The sequence below is a fragment of the Bacteroidales bacterium genome, assembly GCA_041671145.1.
Classification (GTDB): Bacteria; Bacteroidota; Bacteroidia; order Bacteroidales; family JAHJDW01; genus JAQUPB01.
The window spans coordinates 41,978-59,298 of sequence record JBAZBZ010000009.1; the positions used below are offsets into that span (position 1 = coordinate 41,978).

Below are 17,321 nucleotides of genomic sequence, written 5' to 3' on the forward strand. Positions count from 1 at the left end.
CGGTTTCCAGTTTATAGTTCTTGTTTTTTTAACTTTAAGTATTTGAAGTACTTGAAGTACTTTTTTTATGTCTCGGAATAACCTGAATAAATCTCACGTGTCTTGCCACCTCAGCTAAATTTCTGATTGAAATAATACCCTGATGCTCGTATTGCATTTCGTTTGTATTCTGAATACTCAAATCAAATATTCCGCTTAATGAATCAATGCTTATATCCTGCGGTTCTTCAACAAGAATGAAAAGCTGGTTGCTGGCATCTATTTCAATTTTCTCTGATGGTTTTAAAATGAGATGTCTGAACCGCAGAATGTAGTTATTGTCATGTCCCATTTCACTCATGCGTCTCGGTATATATTCCAATGCAAGTTCTGTTGTCATTTTATTTTAAATTTTAGTATTAAACCAAACAACTACACTAACAACATAGCTTCCAAGCGAAGAGAGAGCATCTCCTGTTTTATCTCTGTAAACACCTGTTATGACTGTTGAATCGCCGTCAACACAAATCTGCTCTTCTTCACGCTTGGAGCCATGAGTCCAATCTTCAAAAGGATATAAAATGTAATAAATGCAATTAAAACAAATAGAATATAAAGGGAGTCCGTTCTGAAGACATGGAAAATTAGGGTCAGCGCCGTTCATCTGAGCTATAAGCGACCAGCATCTTTTTGTAATGCTGTAATCCATATATCCTGTATTCAGTTCTCTCTCATAAACCTGTCCTGCATAGAATATATTTCCCTTTTCGCAGCTTTGCAGTGTTATCTCTCCGAACAACTGATTTCTCAGAAAATCTCCTGTTGTTCCCTGCTGGTATCCTAATGGTGCGAGCAGTATGTTTTTTCTTATTACACGAACTGATGTTTCCACTCCGATAACATGAAGTGCATCACGCGGAATCCTGAGCTGAAAATGTACCGTTTCATTCGGATTGCTTATTGTTAGTGTTGATATGACTGCTTTCTCTTTCATTTGATAAGTTTTCAGTTTACAGTTAGCTTCGAGCATTAAGCTACGAGTCATGTAAATATCCCGCAACTCGAAGCTCGTAGCTCACAGCTCGTGGCTATTTTTCATCATCCATATCACAGTCTAAATAAAGTGAAACGCGGTAAGTGCGGAATGCAATACGATTGCTGTCGTTATCCGTATATTCCAATTTCACTTGTCCGTTTCCGGGATTAACACCTCCCAAATCATAATACCTCATTTTCGGGGGCACATTTATTCCTGACATCAGAAGTTTGCTTTCGTATTTTTCAGGAAAAATCTCGTCTTTGTTTATTTCAATTCTTTGCGAACCCCTGAAATAGAGCAGGTCATCAAGGTCGGCTGTTACCAATATGCCTCTGACAGAAACAATGTTCTTGTCTAATTCAAAGATTTGCGAATACGTTTTTAATTCTTCGTTGATTTGCAGGTCGAATCTTTTTTTTACTGGCTTTATCATAACAAATAAGTTTAAAGTTTTCAGTTTACAGTTTTCAGTTAGCTTCGAGCTTCGAGCCGTGAGCTTCGAGATATTATTTTTTACTCGAAGCTCGTAACTCATAGCTCGCAACTTAATTTACGGAGTTGTGATTGTTCCGTGTAATCCTGCCCATACCACAGTATTTGCGGCAATGCCGTCCATTGTTCCGAGTTCAATTGTCAGTTCAATCAGAACATCATCCTCAATCAATCTTGGATTTGCAAGTTTGTAATATCCTGTCGTCACGAAATTGAAATTCTTTGTTTTAAAAACGCTGTTGCAGGTATCCGGAACGATTTGCTTTTTGTTGCTTTTGAGGTTGAACTCTCCGTTTGCTATTGCTGGAAAATCTTCAATGAAATCAAACTTCGTTGACATCATTTTATCCTTGCTTGAATCGGCGGCAACACCACAAAGAAGAATAATACCGCTGACAAGCAATGCCTGATTTTTCGGAAGTTTTGCATTTGAGATATTTCTCAAGCCGATTTCCTTGTCATCCTGTGTTTCAAAAAGTTTTATTGTTTTTGATGTTACTGGCTTTACCGAGTAAATAACAGTATCGGCAAGACGCAGTTCGCCTTTTTTCAAGCCCTCTTTGATTTGAGGTGGAAGTTCGTTGAAGTGTTTTTCCATCTCTGCACGTGAGCCCTTGCTGGCGGAGGGAGGTGCAGTGATTTTGTTTACAGTTCGCATACGTTTTAATGGGTTCATTTTTTTCAGTGCTCCGAGAATTTCACCCATGATTTCTTCATTATTTTCGCCATCTAAACCGAGTAATGCCCCGGAATTGTTATACTCGTCAACGGCTTCGAGTTGCAAGATTTGTCCTAACATAATTTTAAAGTTTTAAGTGAATAATTTATTTTTAGTAATTTTTATTTTGAAAGTCGGGTTCATCGCCGAGTTCGTTGTCCGGTTCATTACCGAGTTCATTGTCGGTTTCAGAGCCAAGTTCATTGTCGGATTCATTACCGAGTTCACTATCGGGTTTATCATCCGTTCCGCTGACTTCATGTTTTTGTGCAAATTCCGCAGCACTGGCTGCAATCCTTTTTTCGATATTTTCCAAATCGTTCATTGCAGATGCTTCTTCTTTGTTTGCAGGATAAACAAGATATTTCACTTCGCCTACACCCTTTGTGCTTCCATCTTTTTTCTCTTCATCTGTCTTTTTGCCAATAGGAAGCTTGTCGAGATAAAGTTTCTGCGAAAAGCTGTCTTTGAAATTCATCACACGTTCTTTCACCCCTTCGATAACACCGGTTTCCTGATTTTCTTCGGTTCCGCTGACAGAGCTGCTCTTTGTCTGGAAACCATTAGAAGCCATCATTCCTATTCCGAATACTGAAGCGAGCCTGCTCTTGGTATAATGTCCGATTCCTGTCACCAATGCTCCTATTGCAAGAGAGATTCTTCCTATTGCAGCACCGACAATACCACCACCTATTACTCCGACAGCAAGGTCTTTCACTGTTTCAATTGCGGTATTTTTCAAATCGCCTTTGGTGTCGAGGTCCTGAGTTATACTTCCGAGCAAGCCCTTCTTCATAGCTTCCTTTTCATAACTATTTCTTTTTTTTGCCATTTTGATTTTTTTTAAATTGTTATTATTATTTTTTTTCTTTTTTCTACTTATGACTTACGACTATTGTCTTACTACTTTTCAGAGAAGTGCGAGCGGTTTTTTCTTTCCTTTGCCAGCGCAGCTTTTCTTTGCTCTTTTCCTTTGTTTCTTTTTTTTGTGAGTTTCCTGTTTTGGAGGCAAAGCGTGCTGTTTTTTGCTTTGCAAACCTGACAGCATCTGCTCGTTTGATTTTTCACTTTTTGTTCCGGTTTTTTTTCCTTTTCCTGAAAACATTTTATATCCCGCCCATATAGCACCTAATATACCTGTACCCCAAAGAGTGGGTTTGAGCCATGATTTGTGCTTTTCCCAAAAACCTTTCAGCATATTATCCTCATTGCTTCCTGAAGCATCCGTGTTATTTGCATCGTCTGCACTTTTTGCATCGTCTGATTTTGTAACATCAGTATTACCTTTGTCAGCAGAGGCAGCATTTTTTGATGCCTCTGCTCCTTGCTTAATAGCTTTGTCATCTTCACTGCTTGTATTGTCAAAATCATCAGAGCCCTTTTCTTTTTTTGGAAAAATATTACCGATGCCTTTTAAAAGATTAGCGATAATGGCGAGTACACCCGATGCAGCACCAACGGAAGCTGCTGTTGCAGGTTCGCCTAATCCTTCAAAGCCATCAATACCCTCATACTCTTCGATGCCTTCGACATTTTCAGAATGCCATATTTCTTCCCCGAGCAGTTCACGTATTGGTGTTTCTTCATCCATGCCGAAAACCTCATCAGGTACAAATGCGATTGTTCCTTCCATTCCGCTGACTTCTTTGTTTTTGTTTCCTTTGCCTTTGAGAATGGCACTTTTGAGATTTTCGGGTTTTCCGCCTGCACCGAAAAATATTTTTTCCATTTTCTCTTTCACTGTTACAAGCTTTTTCCATTTTGCGATGTCGATTCCGCGTTTTGTTGCTTCTGCTTCGCTCAGGTACGCCCATTTCAATCGCTGTGCTATTTTGAAAAGATTGAGCTTCATTGCTGCAAGCACTCCGTTGCGGAGCAGTCCTGTGGCAGGGTTTAACCTGTTGACAACGTGCAAGCCCTTTTTTAAGACCTCTTTTAGTTTGCCTTTTTTCTTTTTGTTATCTGTTTTTGCTGGTGGTGGTGATGAAGTTTTTTTCTTAAATAGTTTCCCTATTTCTTCTTCACCGAACAAATCCTGTGCATCAACATTTAGTTTGCTGTCAGCAGGTTTTTCTATTCCATCTAAAAATTGTAGTTCCATTTTTGTATCTTTTTTTTCTGAATAAGGTTCTTCATAATTAAAATTGTTTACCACGCAGTCAACCGTGATGTGAGTGCCGTCTTGCAGAGGGACTATCGGATAGATGTGCTGGAAGTAATCTTCTTTGTACCTGGTTATTCTCAGCAGATGCGGTATTTTAAGATTACTAAGAATCGTGCTGATAAAAACCGTGTAGCAGTCACAATCCACTCCCCTGAAGCGGTCGTGCCATGCACGTGCAGGACTTCGTATCTGCTCACGTCCTTCATCGTCTTTGCTGTAGCGGATGTGGGTATAAACAAAATCCCAGATATTGCGGCATGTTTCGTAGACAGATTTTCCTCTGAGTAATTCCGATAATTGTTTTGTCTGCCACTTTGTTTTGCTCACAACACTGGGAATAAACTGAACTGTATCTTCAACTGATGCTCCTCTTTTAACAGTTTTTTGTGTAAGAGCTGCTTCAGGAAAGAGGTAATTGTAGTCATTTCCGTTTTCGATATTTCTGATTTTCCTATTTTCCATCGCTTTGTTTTTTTAGATATATATCATCAGTTTTTTCAAAAGGAATTTTCTTTATTCCCAAATCAATTGTTGTTATAGTTTGCACTTGGAGTTTAACCGGCTCGCTTCCCTGAAATGCCTGTAATAGTTGTGTACCCAAAGAGAATATGCCCATAAGAGGAATTTCAAGCATTATTTTGTCGATGTGTGCTTCGCCGAATGCAGGTATTTCAATGTCCTTGTCAATTACCTGCGAACTGCCGATAACAACATCTTTGTAAAGAAGTTTCACAAACGGAAATTTTATTTTCAAGCCGGTATTGGTGGGATTTTTAAGGACAGAATCAACACGGAGTGTTATTCCTTTCAAGTCGATTTTCTGAAGATTAACAGTTGTGTTGGTTTGCAGCTGCGCACTTGTTTTCTTCAGTCGTGAAAAATAATTTGCAACTGCGAATATGCCGCCGCCGATTCCCACACCGAATAATATTTTTTTCCAGCTAATCATTTTTGTTGATTTTAAATTTGTGACTTACATAATCGGAAGTGAGTTTGAACACAACCCAGATTGCTCCACCAATTGCGGCTTTCAGAGCATATTCTGCAAGACCTGAATAATCCATGTTCGCCAGCAATATTGCTCCTGTTAAGAATATGTTTGTTGAGTTATCTCCTCCTGATGTTATTTTTGGTTCCATGTTTTATTGTTTTTAATCTTTCATTTTTTTATTTATTCAATCAATCATTACTCAAAGATAAAACGGCTGAAAAGTGAACTACCCCATATATTCCGCATTATTCCGCTTTTGTCCTGTATGTTCCTTTTTATTCCCATAAATTCCTCTTTATTCTTTATGAATATCTTCATCATAAGGAAAACTTAGCTTTTTAAAAATGATTTCCACCTGCTTTATTGAATAAAACTTTCCGTTTTTTTGTCCTATTTCATCTTTAAATGGGCTCAGCCATCTTTTTAATGTTTTGTAGTGAACCTTATAAAAGGCGCTTATTTCCGACAGTGTGTATGGTCGGATATGGATTGTGTTTTTCGGTTCGGGATTTTCAGTATTCATAATTTGTTCCTCCTTATGATAAATAGATTTGAAAATTTATTTCTGATATTTGTGGAAGCTGAATATTAACAATGCTTTTGTCTTCCTGTTTAATTGCTTTTATGTCAATATTTTTTATACCATTTGTTTTAATGCTTGCAAAGCCGTTGGGATTTCGTTTGTTGAAAAATGTTGCGGGAAACGGAATTTTGCTGATAGGGATTTTTGAGAAAAGGACTTTTGACATCAGAATTCTTCTTGTGAATGCCGAGAAGAGTTTAATGGGGTTGTTGTTTCTTAGTAGTGCATCTGCTATTAATTCCTGTATATAGATTTTTATCAGGAAAATTTCATCTTTGCTGTAAGGTATTTTGTCCCACAGCATCTGATAAGCAAAATCCCAAACAGCGTTTGTGAGTTTGTCAATGGTTTCAAGTTTAAAAAACTTCTTTTTCTTATTTTGATTTTTGTTTTTCATTTGAAAAGAATCTTTGTATATACAAAGTTCCGACATCGGAAAAGCTAAAGGTTCGACTTGGGATGAGTTGGGACGAGATGGGATGAATTGGGATGAGTTTTCTTTATAATTATTTGTGCAAAAGATAATTACGAAAAATATTTTTTATGCTTAGATGTTGGCTGATTTGAAATAAAAAAATAGCAGGAAACATCTGTGAGAGCAAGTGTTTTCGTTTTTTGATAAATAAAAATTTATAAAACTTCTTTAAAAACTAAAGAAATCGAATATATCAGAAAAATCAAAACAGAAAAACGGAAGTAATAAATGGGCATTACTTGATGAAGGTTCTCCGAGGTAATAAAATATTTTTCTTACTTGCTTAAAAGTATAATACCTGCCGCTTCTTTTTCCTATTTTCTCTATGAATGGCTTGAGCCATTTGTGGAATGATTTGTATGTGACTTTATATAAATGAGCTAATTCGCATGGGGAGTATGCTTTTACAGGTGCATTATTTATGTTTGCTACCGCCATAGCAAAAAATGATTATAAGAATTACTTTATTCCTTAGCATTATTTCCTCAGATATTGTTGATTTCAACAAAAACAATAGATTAATTAATAAAATTAATTGATGATATATTGTATTTTATTGATTAATGAAAAGTATAGCTTTTCTGCATACGACGGCACTTTTAGATTGTTACTAATATACGAAATTTTTGAAGGAAATGCAAGAAAAATGTTATAAGAATTGTTAAAAAAATGATTTCTTTATTATTAAACAGGACACAATAAGATTTTATTTTTTATATTTTAACAGTTAACCGCACTCTTACCACATTGCTACCGCATTACTTCCACATTGTTACCACATGATTACCGCATTGCTATCGCATTCTTACCGCATGACTACTACATAGCTACCACATTCTTACCACAATACTTTTTTTATAGTTGAAAAAGGAATTTACAGGAAAAAAGAGGAATAAAGAGGAACAAAAAAGAATTTAGCGGAACATACCGCAATTAACAGGTAAGTTCACTTTTCAGCCGTTATATCTTTGAAATATGAAACACGAAGTAAAAAACAAAATGACGCGGAAATTATTGAAAAGTGCCAATGCAATTAATATTTTGGAAATGCAAATTAGATAAGAAAATATTTTTCTGAATAAGAAAGATATAGTTACGGAAAGATTACAACATACGAAAAAATGTACTTAACTTGTTAACTGTTTTACTAATGAAGACAATAGAGGAATGTAGGAAAATACTGGGAGTTTCGGTAAAAGAATACACAGACGAACAACTGGAATCCATTATAAATTTCTTATATAAGATTGCCGGCACAAATATTGAGTACATTAAACAACAACTAAAAAAACAAAAACTAAAAAAAGACAAAGAAAATGAGTAAAAGAGCAATATTATACACAAGAGTATCAACTGATGAACAGGCACTCAGAGGATACAGTTTATCCGACCAGATTGAAAAACTGAAAGGGTATTGCAATATTCATCAAATAGAAATTGCAGCGCATTTTCAAGACGACCATTCTGCAAAAAGTTTTGAACGACCTGAATTCAAAAAACTTTTGGAATATGTAAAAGAAAATAAAAACAAAGTTGATTTGTTATTGTTTATAAAATGGGACAGGTTTTCAAGAAATGCAACAGAATCTTATGAGATGCTGAATAAACTTAAAAAGTTTAATATTGAAGCACAGGCGGTGGAACAACCATTAGATTTAAATACACCTGAAAATAAACTCATGCTTGCTTTTTACCTTGCATCGCCTGAAGTTGAGAATGACCGCAGAGCAATGAATGTAAGTGTTGGGATGAGACGGGCTATGAAGCAGGGAAGGTGGATTGTAAAAGCACCAATGGGCTATGAAAACAAAAGAGATGAAAATAATAAAACTATAATAGTTCCAGATAAAAAAGCCAAATATATAAAGGAGGCATTCAACTCAATTGCAAACGGTGATTATACGCAACAACAAATAAGAGAAAAACTTCGGGAAGATGGATTTTATTGCAGTAAAAATAATTTTTCGGTGCTTTTGAGGAATCCTGTATATTATGGAAAAATCAGAATAAGAGCCACAAAAAATGAAAGTGAAGAATTAGTAAAAGGAATACATAAACCTTTGATAAGTGAAGAAATATTTTACAAGGTTCAGGATATTTTAGAAGGCAGGATGATTAAAAACAATGTGGCAAAAGTACATACATCAAGACCTGAATTACCATTAAGAGGTTTTCTGAAATGTCCAAGATGTGGAAGAACTTTAACGGGTAGCGCATCAAAAGGTCGTTCAGAGAGATATTTTTATTATCATTGTTATCCGGGTTGTGAAGAAAGAGTCAAAGCAACAGTTGCAAATGAAAAATTTGAAGAGATGCTCAAAGAAATCACAATAAAGGAAGAAGTAAAACATTTGTATAGAGAAATACTTAAAAGTTTATTGGAAAATACAGAAGGTAACAGAAAAGAAAATATAAATGAGATTGAAGCAGAAATAAAAAAGATAAACGAAAGAATAAATAACATTCAGGATAAACTCGCAGACAACCAAATGAACGGCGGTGATTATAATTCCGTAAAACAGAGATATGATGCACAATTAAGAGAGCTTGCAATGAAAAAGCAGGAAGCCACATACCTGAGCAATGTAGTATATGAGCAATTAATTTTCAGTTTTTCATTTTTAGAGAACCTACCGTACCATTATGCGAAATCCCCATTAGACGTGAAACAGCGAATTATCGGTTCGATATACCCTGAAAAACTTATATTTTCTGAAAACCAATATCGAACCGCGAGAATCAATGAAGTGGTTAAGCTAATGTGCTACGTAAATGAATCTTTCCCGAGAAATGAAAAAAGACAGTTTTGCCAAAAAACAAAACTGTCCCATGAGGTGCGGATGAAGGGACTCGAACCCCCATGTCGTTTGACACCAGATCCTAAGTCTGGCGCGGCTACCAATTACGCCACATCCGCATGTAGTTTTAAATTAGCTGCAAATATAAGATTTTTTTGATACAGAGAAAAAATATGTTCCATATTGAATATTGTATTTAATCAAATTAGTCACAGGTTCACAGATTACAAAAAGGGTTACACAAAAGTTCACAAAGGTTAATCCCGCACGCGTGAGATGGATTACTACACAAAATTAATAATACCATATATTTTAATAAAGTGTATTTATTCAGATAATATTTAAGAATTTAAAATATATTTCGTATATTTGAGTAAATAATTAATGACTTTTATCGTTTTACTTAAAAAAACAGGATGAGAAATATTGTAAAATACATATTGATTTATTTATATATATTTTGTTTAGCTGATATTACTTATTCACAAAATACAGGTTTTCAATCATCGAATAAGAATTTTGTTATAAAACAAAACAGCAATGCAATTTTAAGTTTTACTAGTAACGCAAGTTCAGTTAACAAGTCGGGCAATGTAAAAACTAAGGCAGGAAACTTCACTGAAATTTTTATTGATGGCTATGGAAGTAGCAATATAATTGGCGAACCAAAATTGCCGGTATTAAAAAAAATAATCGAAATTCCATTATGCGATGAATTTAATATTGATATTATTAATTATTCAATAAAAGAATATGATTTAAAAAATCTAGGAATTGTAAATCCCATTATGCCTGCTCAACCACCGTCTTCAAAAGGTGACGACCCTTCAAAAAAACAATTTGAATTTAAAAGTGATGTTTACCGAAAAAATGAATTTATAAAAAATGATTTGGTGAAAATCATTCCTCTCGGAATAATGCGAGGAGTGAGAATTGCACGATTGGAAATTTCACCGGTAATTTATAATCCCGTACAAAATATTATAAAAGTTTATGAAAATATAGAAGTAAAAATAAATTTCATAAATACCGATATTCCCAAAACCAATAAACTAAGGAGGAATTCATATTCTCCTTTCTTTGAAAGTGCTTTCAGGCAGTTTGCGAATCATATAGATTTTACTTCTTCAGATATTAATTTCTCTAAGTATCCTATAAAATATGTAATAGTTTCGGACCCTGAGTTTCAAACGATTTTACAGCCATTTGTTCAATGGAAAACAAAAAAAGGATTTACAGTAATTGAAGCATATACGAATAATCCTGCTGTTGGCAGCGATACAACCTCCATTAGAAATTATCTGAAAGGGTTGTATGAAGCTGGAACGGCAATTGCTCCTTCACCAACTTTTGTTTTATTCGTCGGTGACGTTGCACAAATTCCTTCCTTTAAAGGAAAAACAGGTGGACATTCCACAGATTTGTATTATTGTGAATATACAGGCGATGATTTACCTGAGGTTTTTTATGGAAGGTTTTCAGCAAATGATACATTAGAGTTGAAACCACAAATTAATAAAACATTGGAATACGAACAGTATCTTATGTCGAATCCAAGTTTCCTCAGTAATTCAGTTTTAATTGCCGGCAATGATGATTCATACGGTCCTGTTAATGGCAACGGACAAATTAATTATGCTCACAACATATATGTAAATCCTTCAAATAACTTAAATCCTCATGTTTATTTATATCCAAATTCTGCTGACAGCACTGCTAATATATTGCAACGAACCAATAATGGAGCATGCATAATTAATTATACGGGGCATGGAGATATTGACAGATGGACAGAACCGGCTTTTACAAGTTTCGATGTGAGTGGTCTTACCAATGCAGGTAAATATCCTCTGATGATAGGGAATTGCTGCCTTTCCAATAAATTTGATGAACTTTCATGCTTCGGTGAAACTTTAATGAGAGCTGATAATAAAGGAGCCATTGGTTATATTGGTGCCTCAGATTTTTCATACTGGAATGAAGATTATTATTTCAGTGTGGGATACAGAGCAACAATAGATACAAGTCCTGTTTTTTCTCCTTCTGCAATGGGTTTCTATGACAGATTATTTCATACCCATGGAGAGCCTTTTGCGGAATGGTATATTACACAAGGGCAAATAATAAATGCAGGAAATCTGGCTGTAACACAATCAGGTTCTTCTGCAATAGATTATTATTGGGAAATTTACCATTTGATGGGCGACCCTTCTTTAATGCCTTATTTGTCGGTGCCTTCAAATTTATCCGTATCTTATAAAAATGATATTATAAAAGGAGAAAATTCTTTTTCCGTTAATACCGAACCTAATGCTTATGCTGCACTTTCTATGAATAATATTTTATACGGAGCAGCCATCGCCGATTTCAGTGGCGTTGCTAATATACCTATAAATCCTGTTTTTCCAACAACAGGAACCGCAAACGTAGTTGTTACAAAACAAAATCGCAAACCATATATCGGAACAGTAAATGTTATTGATGCTACTGGACCATTTGTTATTTATTATAATAAGCAAGTTCATGATGCAGCAGGCAATAACAACAATAAAGCAGATTACGGGGAAAATATAAACCTTGATGTTACTTTAAAAAATGTCGGCATATCTCAAGCGAATGGTATTACAGCAACTTTATCAACTTCGGATAATTATATTACAATAACTGACAGTTTAGGCTCATGGGGAAATATTATAAATGGAGATACTTCAAAACAAAACAATGTTTTTGCATTTAATATTGCCACAAACATTCCCGACCAACATATTGCAAGTTTTTTGCTAAAAATAAAAGATAACGATACTTCTAAGTGGAATTCTAATTTCTATATTTTTGTGAACGCACCGAAGTTTGCTATTCCGGATTTTTATATTGACGATGTTTCAACAGGAAACGGAAATCACAGATTAGAACCCGGCGAAACCGCTAAAATTATTATGAAATCCGAAAATCAGGGACATGCCGATAGTTATAATACTTCAGGCACATTATCTTCTTTGAGCAGTTATGTTAATATTATTAATTCAACTGTAAATCTTGATACTTTAAAAATAAGCAGTCAGAAAAATGCAAGCTTTGATATTGTTGTAAGTCCTGCAATTCAAGCAGGAGCGTATATTGATTTTTCATATACGTTAACTTCATATCTGCAATCAAAAACATTGAACTTCTCTTTGCCGATAGGTTTAGCAGATGAAGATTTTGAAACAGCAAATTTTAAAAAATTTAATTGGGATACTTCCGAAACTCCTGTGCCATGGACAACAAATGATACTTTGCCATACCAAGGTTTATATTGTGCAAAATCAGGGAAAATAGGTAATAATGAAAGCACCGAATTAGCGATACAACTTGATGTATGTGCTGACGACAGTATTTCTTTTTATGAAAAAATTTCATCCGAAGAAGATTTTGATTTTTTGAATTTTTATATTGATAATACCCTAAAGGGCAATTGGTCGGGTGATTCCGCATGGAAAAGAGTTTGCTATCCTGTTTCTGCCGGAAGGCGCAATTTTAAATGGATTTATTCAAAGGATGTTTCAGATTACGAAGGTAATGATTGCGCATGGCTCGATTTTATTGTGTTTCCTCCTTTTTATGTAAATACTACAAATGTTAAAGAAACAAATAATAACGAAAAATCTTTTTTTACAACTTATCCCAATCCTTTCAAAAATTACATGACAATAAGCTATACATTGAATAATACTTCTTCTGTTAAAATTGAATTATACGATATTATGGGAAATAAAATAAAAACTATTCTTGAAAAAGGAAAAGAAAATTCGGGAAAGCATGATATTATATTTAATGGCTACAACCTGTCAAACGGAATTTATTATTGCGTTTTGAAAACTGATAGTGAAACAAAAACCCGTAAAATAGTTTTATCAAAATAAAATAGTTTAATTTTTACGTGAACATTTTAGAGGTTTTATGCTGTTTGATTTGTAAAAAACATTCACAATTGATATAATGAAATTTAAATATTATATCCGAATCTTTCGAGTTTATTTTTATCGCTTCTCCAATCTTTACTAACTTTAACAAATAATTCCAGAAACACGTGCCTGCCTATAAAATCTTCAATATCTTTTCTTGCTTCAATGCCAATTTTTTTTAATGCTTCACCTTTATGTCCGATAATTATTCCTTTTTGCGAATCGCGTTCAATTAAAATAATAGCACGAATTTTTGTTAAAGTGCTTTTTTCTTTAAATTCATCAATAACAACCTCGCAGGAATATGGAATTTCTTTTTGATAATTATAAAATATTTTTTCGCGAATAATTTCTGAAACAAAAAACTTAGTCGGTTTATCTGTAAGTTCGTCTTTTGGAAAATAAGGAGGATGTTCAGGTAGTTTTGAAATAATTTTTTCAATCAGGTTATCAGTGTTTATTTCTTTAATCGCTGAAACTGGAAGCATTTCAGCATTTTCAATTTTTCCTTCCCAGAATTTTATTTTTTCTTCAAGAGTTTCTTTTTTTAATAAGTCAATTTTATTGATAATAAAAAACTTCGGAACTGCTGCTTTATTCAATCGGTTTAAAATTTCCGTGTCAATTTCTTTTTCAAAAATATCGGTCATATATAAAATTACATCTGCATCGGAAATAGCTACATTAACAAAATTCATCATAGATTTATGAAGAAGGTAAAATGGTTTTAATATGCCGGGAGTATCAGAATAAATAATCTGAAAGTCATCGCCATTTACAATTCCTAAAATTCTGTGACGGGTTGTTTGTGCTTTAGGAGTTATGATTGACAGCTTTTCTTTAGTTATTACATTCATAAGCGTGGATTTTCCTACATTAGGATTACCTATAATATTTACAAAACCAGCTTTATGAACCATTTTATAAAAAATTAATTAAAAAATAATTTGTTTTACAAAGAAACAAAATATAACTTTGCAAAACAAACGAGATATCCATATATTAAAGATATATTGCGGGGTGGAGCAGTGGTAGCTCGTCGGGCTCATAACCCGAAGGTCGTTAGTTCGAGTCTAACCCCCGCTACAAAAAAATAGTTTAGAGTTTTTAGTTTAAAGTTTCGAGTAAAAAATATTAGCCCTGAGAAATCGGGGCTTTTTATATTCTGAAAATATTACCTGTTAAAATTGAAATAAGCATCCAAAAGTCTTTGAGCAGCAATGTAAGAGCTTATTTTACCTGCCAGCAGTTCGGCTTCGACCTGAGGAAATATTTTTGAAACTTCGGAGTTTCCATAAAATTTATTTTTAAGTATTTCATCAATCATAACATACATCCTGAACTTTGCCTGTTCTTTTCTTTTCTTTTCAAGGTATCCGTTATTTTTTGTAAAATTATGATGTTCAATTATCAGATTCCATATTTTATCCATTCCTTCTTTCATCAGAGCTGAGCAGGTTTCAACTTGCGGTATCCATTGCGATTCAGAAATTGGAAACAAACGTAAAGCATTTGCAAATTCGTTTTTTGCATGTTGTGATTTGATAACATTATCGCCATCAGCTTTTGTGATTACTATAGCATCAGCCATTTCCATTATTCCGCGTTTTATTCCCTGAAGTTCATCGCCAGCGCCAGCAAGCATCAGCAACAGAAAAAAATCAACCATGGAATTCACGGCAATTTCCGACTGACCAACGCCGACAGTTTCAATTATAATTGTATCAAATCCTGCGGCTTCGCAAACAATCAGGCTTTCTCTTGTTTTTCTGGCGACACCGCCAAGAGTTCCTGCCGATGAAGTTGGTCGGATATAAGCGTTAGGGTCGTTGGCAAGTTCTTCCATACGCGTTTTATCGCCGAGAATGCTTCCTTTTGTTTTTTCACTGCTCGGGTCAATAGCAAGCACCGCAACTTTTCTTCCTATTGAAGTAAGATATTTTCCGAACGCTTCAATAAAAGTGCTTTTGCCGACACCGGGTATTCCCGTAATTCCTATTCTTATTGATTTTGCAGAATGAGGCAGGCATTTCTCAATAATTTTCTGCGAAGTAACATAATGACGCTGATGAGAGCTTTCGAGTAAAGTAATAACTCTGCTTAAAATTGTCCTGTCGCCTTTTAAAATTCCGTCAACATAAAATTCGGGTGAATGAAGCTTATGTCGTTTTGCTTTTATTTTTTTTAATGCGTCTTTATTTATCGAAGATGGTTGATTTATGCCTTCATTAACTTTCGATGCAGAATTATGATTATTTTCGGGTTCTTCCATGATTTGTAAAATTACAAAAAAATTATCATATTTTGTTATTGTTTTTTCCCTTCACAACTTCCTTTATTAATTCATAAGTATTACAAAACAACTTTTCAATTTTATTTACATCAAACCATTCTGCTTTTGTAATGTCTTCACACAACTGCGGTGTAGGATTTTCATCAGTAGCATTGAGCATCTCAAACCAATATGTTTTCTTAAGAATTTTATAAAATCTTCTATAATAAATATGGTATGTAGAATTTAGTTCTTTCATTATTTTCAGGTCATTTATGCCGCATTCTTCTTTTACCTCGCGGATTGCCGCTTCAGTGATTTTTTCTTTTCTTTTTAATTTTCCTTTTGGTAAATCCCATTTGCCACGGCGGAAAATAAAAAGATATTCTCCTTTGCTGTTCCTTACCATTCCTCCGGCAGCTTTAATTTCTCTGAAAACTGATTTAAAGATTTTCCATAATTCTTCTGCTGAATTATGTGTAATAACAAGTTTTTTATTTTTATCGTTTTTAAATTCTTTTATTGTTTTTTTTAGAATTTTTATTGTAGTGAAATTATGAAAGTTAGCTTCATCACCGATTTTATCGGTATTTTGTTGAAGACAAATTAATTTGTTATTTATAAAAACTTTATACATTTGCACAAACGTATTTTTGTAAAGTTTATGATAAAAAATAAAGATACAAAATTAAAAGTTGCCGAATTTCTTTTGCAAATTAAAGCAATAAAGTTACAACCGCAAAAACCTTTTACTTGGGCATCGGGCTGGAAGTCCCCTATTTATTGCGACAACAGAGTAATTCTATCTTATCCTAAAGTAAGAACTTATATACGGCAGGAATTCTCCAAATTGGTGATTGAAAATTTCGGTACTCCCGATGTAATTGCAGGTGTTGCCACCGGTGGAATAGCTCATGGTGCCCTTGTTGCACAGGAATTGAATCTCCCTTTTATTTATGTTCGCTCTGAGCAGAAAAAACACGGTTTGACTAATGTTATCGAAGGTTATTTCGAACCCAAACAAAATGTAGTGGTTATTGAGGACCTTGTTTCCACCGGCAAGTCAAGTTTGAACGTTGTAAAAAATTTAAGAGATGCCGGCTGCATTGTAAAAGGAATGGCTGCAATTTTTACTTACGGATTTAAAGTTTCGGAAGAAAATTTTGTAAAAGAAAAATGCCCGCTTGTTACTCTTACAAATTACCAGATTTTGATAGAACAAGCTCTTGCAAATGCCGTAATTACAGAAGCTCAAGTCGAATCGCTTAATAAATGGTCGAAAGCGCCCGACAAATGGGAAGGATAAAAAATATTTAGAATTTAGGATTTGATTTTTTTCACGATTCACAATTAACTATTAACTTTTCCCATGACAAAAATTGAAAGCCAGAAAACATTAATTAATAATTCTTCCGAGAAGATTTATAATTTTTTATCCGACTTCAATAATTTTTTCAAACTAATGCCCGAACAGGTGATTAACTGGAAATCTGATGAAAACGAATGTTCGTTCACAATAAAAGGAATGGTTGATATTAAAATGCAAATTGCCGAAAAAATTCCTTACTCAAAAATAGTTTACAAATCCGCAAAAGGATTTACACTTGACTTTAATTTAATTTGCGAAATCGAAAAAATTGATGAAACTAAATGTAATGCTAAATTGCATTTCGAAGCCGAATTAAGTCAGGTTCTTAAAATGATGGTTGAAACTCCTCTTAAGAATTTTGTGGGTATTCTTATTAAAAAATTGAAAGAATTAGGCGAACAAATCTAATTTGTGAAGTGTCTCTTTTCTTATGACTTTTTGAATACACTCAATTCATTGGTTTATAAAACCGTAATTTTTTATTTCCAAAATATCTT

General features: G+C 34.1%; 18 protein-coding genes and 2 tRNA genes. 5 read left to right on the forward strand and 15 right to left on the reverse strand.

Translation table 11 applies throughout. From position 1 onward, the window contains the following. Window positions 1–34: 34 nt before the first annotated feature. From WC223_05085 to WC223_05135, 11 genes are all read right to left on the reverse strand, one after another. Window positions 35–379 carry a hypothetical protein gene (locus WC223_05085; GenBank protein ID MFA6923611.1) on the reverse strand — a complete coding sequence of 115 codons (345 nt, stop codon included), beginning with the start codon at window positions 377–379 and terminating at the stop codon, window positions 35–37. Window positions 380–385: 6 nt separating this feature from the next. After that, window positions 386–973: a hypothetical protein gene (locus tag WC223_05090; GenBank protein MFA6923612.1), complete on the reverse strand. Its 588-nt coding sequence runs from the start codon at window positions 971–973 to the stop codon at window positions 386–388. A gap of 94 nt (window positions 974–1,067) precedes the next feature. Next, on the reverse strand, window positions 1,068–1,451 hold the full coding sequence (locus WC223_05095; GenBank protein ID MFA6923613.1) for a hypothetical protein: 384 nt from the start codon (window positions 1,449–1,451) through the stop codon (window positions 1,068–1,070). A 117-nt stretch (window positions 1,452–1,568) separates the two neighbouring features. Then, the gene (locus WC223_05100) at window positions 1,569–2,309 is read right to left on the reverse strand and encodes a hypothetical protein (GenBank protein ID MFA6923614.1); all 741 of its coding nucleotides are present in this window, start codon (window positions 2,307–2,309) and stop codon (window positions 1,569–1,571) included. 31 nt (window positions 2,310–2,340) lie between these two features. Continuing rightward, on the reverse strand, window positions 2,341–3,060 hold the full coding sequence (locus WC223_05105; protein ID MFA6923615.1) for a hypothetical protein: 720 nt from the start codon (window positions 3,058–3,060) through the stop codon (window positions 2,341–2,343). A 78-nt stretch (window positions 3,061–3,138) separates the two neighbouring features. Continuing rightward, the gene (locus tag WC223_05110) at window positions 3,139–4,854 is read right to left on the reverse strand and encodes a hypothetical protein (protein MFA6923616.1); all 1,716 of its coding nucleotides are present in this window, start codon (window positions 4,852–4,854) and stop codon (window positions 3,139–3,141) included. Continuing rightward, window positions 4,844–5,341 carry a hypothetical protein gene (locus WC223_05115; protein MFA6923617.1) on the reverse strand — a complete coding sequence of 166 codons (498 nt, stop codon included), beginning with the start codon at window positions 5,339–5,341 and terminating at the stop codon, window positions 4,844–4,846. The genes WC223_05110 and WC223_05115 overlap by 11 nt, the downstream gene beginning before the upstream one ends. Beyond that, complete coding sequence (locus WC223_05120) at window positions 5,334–5,531, reverse strand: hypothetical protein (GenBank protein MFA6923618.1); 198 nt, start codon at window positions 5,529–5,531, stop codon at window positions 5,334–5,336. Before WC223_05120 ends, WC223_05115 begins: the two co-directional genes overlap by 8 nt. Window positions 5,532–5,678: 147 nt before the next feature. Beyond that, window positions 5,679–5,906 carry a hypothetical protein gene (locus WC223_05125; protein ID MFA6923619.1) on the reverse strand — a complete coding sequence of 76 codons (228 nt, stop codon included), beginning with the start codon at window positions 5,904–5,906 and terminating at the stop codon, window positions 5,679–5,681. 13 nt (window positions 5,907–5,919) lie between these two features. Beyond that, window positions 5,920–6,363, reverse strand: coding sequence for a hypothetical protein (locus tag WC223_05130; protein MFA6923620.1), 444 nt, complete (start codon window positions 6,361–6,363; stop codon window positions 5,920–5,922). A gap of 246 nt (window positions 6,364–6,609) precedes the next feature. After that, window positions 6,610–6,879, reverse strand: coding sequence for a hypothetical protein (locus WC223_05135; protein MFA6923621.1), 270 nt, complete (start codon window positions 6,877–6,879; stop codon window positions 6,610–6,612). 712 nt (window positions 6,880–7,591) lie between these two features. On the opposite strand from WC223_05135, the gene WC223_05140 reads away from it, so the two are divergent. Then, window positions 7,592–7,765 carry a hypothetical protein gene (locus WC223_05140; protein MFA6923622.1) on the forward strand — a complete coding sequence of 58 codons (174 nt, stop codon included), beginning with the start codon at window positions 7,592–7,594 and terminating at the stop codon, window positions 7,763–7,765. 1,511 nt (window positions 7,766–9,276) lie between these two features. On the opposite strand, the gene WC223_05145 is transcribed toward WC223_05140, so the two are convergent. Next, window positions 9,277–9,358, reverse strand: a tRNA-Leu gene (locus tag WC223_05145). 297 nt (window positions 9,359–9,655) lie between these two features. Here WC223_05145 and WC223_05150 point away from each other — a divergent pair. Then, window positions 9,656–13,141, forward strand: a complete 3,486-nt coding sequence (locus WC223_05150) for a C25 family cysteine peptidase (protein MFA6923623.1) — start codon at window positions 9,656–9,658, stop codon at window positions 13,139–13,141. Window positions 13,142–13,224: 83 nt separating this feature from the next. On the opposite strand, the gene era is transcribed toward WC223_05150, so the two are convergent. Then, the gene (era, locus tag WC223_05155) at window positions 13,225–14,103 is read right to left on the reverse strand and encodes a GTPase Era (protein MFA6923624.1); all 879 of its coding nucleotides are present in this window, start codon (window positions 14,101–14,103) and stop codon (window positions 13,225–13,227) included. Between the two features lie 94 nt (window positions 14,104–14,197). Here era and WC223_05160 point away from each other — a divergent pair. Continuing rightward, window positions 14,198–14,269: transfer RNA gene (locus WC223_05160), tRNA-Met, on the forward strand. An 88-nt stretch (window positions 14,270–14,357) separates the two neighbouring features. On the opposite strand, the gene meaB is transcribed toward WC223_05160, so the two are convergent. Beyond that, entirely contained in the window at window positions 14,358–15,455 is a 1,098-nt protein-coding gene (gene meaB / locus WC223_05165) for a methylmalonyl Co-A mutase-associated GTPase MeaB (protein MFA6923625.1), read from the reverse strand. A gap of 25 nt (window positions 15,456–15,480) precedes the next feature. Next, window positions 15,481–16,092 (reverse strand): NUDIX domain-containing protein, encoded by a 612-nt coding sequence (locus WC223_05170; GenBank protein ID MFA6923626.1) that lies wholly within the window; start codon window positions 16,090–16,092, stop codon window positions 15,481–15,483. Window positions 16,093–16,119: 27 nt separating this feature from the next. On the opposite strand from WC223_05170, the gene pyrE reads away from it, so the two are divergent. Both pyrE and WC223_05180 read left to right on the forward strand, forming a co-directional pair. Continuing rightward, window positions 16,120–16,761, forward strand: a complete 642-nt coding sequence (pyrE, locus tag WC223_05175; protein MFA6923627.1) for an orotate phosphoribosyltransferase — start codon at window positions 16,120–16,122, stop codon at window positions 16,759–16,761. A 63-nt stretch (window positions 16,762–16,824) separates the two neighbouring features. After that, complete coding sequence (locus WC223_05180) at window positions 16,825–17,232, forward strand: hypothetical protein (GenBank protein MFA6923628.1); 408 nt, start codon at window positions 16,825–16,827, stop codon at window positions 17,230–17,232. Window positions 17,233–17,321 lie beyond the last annotated feature (89 nt).